Raw genomic sequence first — 3,700 nt, 5'->3', positions numbered from 1 at the left:
CGCGAATATATCTGTCCGTGCAAATACAACTACACCTTTTTACCTAATTAAAGTGGAAATTCTACTGATGAAAAAGTCTCTATAGTCATCAAATATTGTCAAACAACAAAAATCGATAGTTTTTCAGATAATGCTTTTAGTTTATGTGATATAGCAGTCGAAGCAAAGGTTAGGATATATCAAAAGCTTAAAACTTAGACAACGCCAAATTTTTCCCTATTCCTTCCTTCTTCTGCTATATGCACAGAAATGTTTAGAAATAATCCGCTAATTGTTGGCATAATGATTATAATTTTTCCCTATCAAATGGTAAGGTTTGGGAATATAAGTCAAAAAAATTAATATAAAATTTCATAGAGCACACTCTTGGAATATTGGTGCTAGGCATTGTCGTAGTGCATCCTCTTATGCTCTAATTCCTGATAGTAAAGATAATTTTTCAGGATTTCTAGTAGTTTATTGAAGAAGATTTTAAGTAGTAGGTTAAAGTGAAAATAAGATTGTAAGTCTTAGGTAGTAGGTATGAGGTAAAAAAAGTTGAGCCACCTAAAACTTAACATCTAATACCTGATATAGTGTAGCAAGAATAAAAATTATGAGAGAGTTACCTAGCAATCAAACAAATATAGTTCATAAGATAATCTGGGGCACAATTGGTGGTACTGTTTGGGGTGTTTTATTTGGTGCTACTTTGGCTGGTTTATCCATAGGAATTAATCAAAATTTAGTCACTATTGTAAGTGCATTATTAATGGGTATCTTGTGGTGTACAGTTATTAGCCTAATTTGGAAATCATTAATGGGAAGACAGGATGAATCTAGCAAAAATTATATAATATTTGGAATTATTGGTGGCTTTTTCCTGGGCAGCGTTATAGGAGGATTAATGTTAGCAATATTAAATCGGGATGCTAATGTTGGTAAAGCATATATATCAGGAGCATTTTTGGGAGCAAGTTTTGGTTTTGTTTGGAGTTTATTTAAACCTCCTATGTTTTTGGGAGGTGCGAGAATTTGGGGTAAGTCGGGAGCAATTTTAGGTGCAATTTGGGGGTCTTTTTTTGGCACAATTATAGGTATAATTGCCACAGTTTGCTTATTGTTTTGGAGTCAAGCAAATATTGATATTACTTCTAGTAACTTGCCTCAACTATTAATAGCTACAGTAATTTTTGGTGGTGGTAATGGTGCTATTGGTGGAGCAATATTTGGAATTATATTAGGTGGATTAATTATGGCTCCTCCTTTACCTTTAGCATTAGAATTAATTGGGATAAGAGGTGCAATTGTTGGAGCAATTTGGGGTTGTTTTTTGACAGCGATCGCTTGGGGAATTATTGGAGCTATTTTGTCTACAACTATGGGGGATGATTTCTTTTTAAGTTTAGGAATTATTCGTCAAGTTACTTTACTTAGAGGAGTAATTATTGGTGCAGGTATTGGGTCAATTTGGGGCATGATTTCTGGGGCAGTATGGGGTGCTTTTGGTAGATGGTAATTTTCAACAATTAATAATTAATAATTAGGGTTTGCTGAAAAAGTCTTATGGCTGAGGGTAGGAGTCAACCCACCCCTAACCCCTCCCAGGAGGGGAACTCAGGATAAATGGGAATTATAGAGGAGATAGTAGGAAGAATCGTCCCTTGATTTTTCTGCCCAACTCTTGACAAAAATCCTAAATTTTTGAACCATTACCACCTAAAACCTCGCACTTTTATCAAATTGGTATAAGAAGGTTTGCCGAATTTTTTACTGTTAGTAAATAACCAATTCTTGTTTGAAATCTCATTTGAAAACGCTATAGAAGAAGTTATCTGTTAAAAATTTGCTACTGCAATATTTAAGATTAAACAGTCCAATAATAGGTTTTATAGCAACTGCCATTACTACTCTTGACTTATAGAATATCTAAAACAACAAAATATCAATAATCAACCTTCCTTTTACCTTCTTTTTTCTTCCTTATTCCCTCTTCCTTCTTCATTAATTTCTCAACTTAGGATTAACAAATTCATTCAATCCTTCCCCTAATAAAGATAAACCAATTACCATTAAAGTTAAAGCACAACCAGGGAAAAAAGCAGTCCACCAAATACCTGTAGGTAAAGCATCTAAAGCTAACCTTAAATCATTTCCCCATTCAGCAGTTTCAGGAGGTAATCCTAATCCTAAAAATCCCAATCCTCCTAATACTAAAACTGCATCTGCAGCATTAAGAGTAAACAACACAGGCACACTCTGAATAACATTAAGAAATAAATAACGAGTTAATACTCTCCAAGTATTAGCACCCATCGCTTTTGCTGCTTCAATAAATAGTTCATTTTTTACACTAACTGTATGGTTACGAACTACTCGATAATATTGTGGAATATAAGCAATACTCAAAGCGATCGCTGCATTTAATATTCCTTTTCCCACAACAAAAGCTAGAGTTATTGAAAGTAATAATCCTGGTAAAGTATAAACGGTATCCATAAAAAATATTAAAACCTTATCTATTCTACCGCCAAGATAACCACTTACCATTCCTAGAGGTACACCAATAATTAAACTTAATGCTGTGGCTAAAATTACAACTTGCCAAGCAACTTGTACCCCGAATAATGTTCGGGAAAATACATCATAACCTTGACGATTTGTGCCAAACCAATGTTCAAAAGATGGTGATTGATGAATGGGGTTACTGAGAAATTCCTGGGGGTCTTGGAGCAAGTCTAAATTTTCTAAAAGTGGAGATAAAATAGCAATTAATATAAATAAAACTGTAATGATTAAGCCTACCCACATCATCTGCATTGAAATAGTTGGTTTACTAGACAGATTAAACATTTTAGTTGCTGAAAATCTACTTGCCATAATTCTATAATTTCTCTGGTTTCAGAAATAGCATTTTAGCATATACAGATCTGACATTTATCAGTTATCAGTTATTAGTTATCAGTACCTCCTGCAATAAGGAAGCTTTACATCATGGATATTCTATTTTATACGCTTAAAAGGGGAGGCTTTATACCACAATTTTTAGGTAATATAGCGTTTCTCAAGTTACTGAAACACAGTTGTTTTTATTCTTTTCTATTCCCTGCTTCCTACTCCCTAAAAAAAGGAATTTTGTACCTCACGCTTCTTAGGAATTGCTATAAGAGAGATTTTATTGTCACAAAAATTACAGACAAAAAATATTTCATAATTCATCTCAATATTCTCTCGCAATAGTAGGTTTTTTTCGGAAATTATCAAATTTTTTACCTCATTACTTAATAATTGAATAATTAAGGTTTAATATGAAATGCGATGAGACAGTTATTGTACTTTTTACTTCCATTTAATGCAGATATAAAATGCCTAAATATCCCCAGATAATTCTCACTTTTATCCTTCCTTTTTCCTAACTCCTGACTCCGTCTTCCGCATTAATTATTCATTATTTATCCGGACTTTTACCCTACAAGTAGAAAGAGAAAAGAAAAAAAATCTTTTTAGTCAATTCTCTTCTTTTAAATATAAGTCATTATTAATTATTCATTATTAATTATTCATTATTCATTATTTATCCGGACTTTTACCCTACAAGTAGAAAGAGAAAAGAAAAAAAATCTTTTTAGTCAATTCTCTTCTTTTAAATATAAGTCATTATTAATTATTCATTATTAATTATTTCTCCAGATCCAACCATTAATAGTAAAGCGACTATCTG

2 protein-coding genes are annotated in these 3,700 nt (G+C 32.5%); one reads left to right on the top strand and one right to left on the bottom strand.

Features of this window, described 5'->3' with window-relative positions:
• Window positions 1-595: 595 nt before the first annotated feature.
• Entirely contained in the window at window positions 596-1,498 is a 903-nt protein-coding gene (locus tag F6K13_RS23445) for a hypothetical protein (protein ID WP_124154514.1), read from the top strand.
• 485 nt (window positions 1,499-1,983) lie between these two features.
• On the opposite strand, the gene F6K13_RS23440 is transcribed toward F6K13_RS23445, so the two are convergent.
• Window positions 1,984-2,859, bottom strand: coding sequence for an ABC transporter permease (locus tag F6K13_RS23440; RefSeq protein WP_287288552.1), 876 nt, complete (start codon window positions 2,857-2,859; stop codon window positions 1,984-1,986).
• Window positions 2,860-3,700: the final 841 nt, after the last annotated feature.

Source organism: Okeania sp. SIO2B9, assembly GCF_010672505.1.
Classification (GTDB): domain Bacteria; phylum Cyanobacteriota; class Cyanobacteriia; order Cyanobacteriales; family Microcoleaceae; genus Okeania; species Okeania hirsuta.
Note: the sequence above shows the minus strand (reverse complement) of the source record. Positions and strands in the feature narration are given on the sequence as shown.

Coding starts and splice junctions, on each gene's coding strand:
- F6K13_RS23445 (WP_124154514.1), top strand. CDS start 596: ATGAGAGAGTTACCTAGCAATCAAACAAATATAGTTCATAAGATAATC.
- F6K13_RS23440 (WP_287288552.1), bottom strand. CDS start 2,859: ATGGCAAGTAGATTTTCAGCAACTAAAATGTTTAATCTGTCTAGTAAA.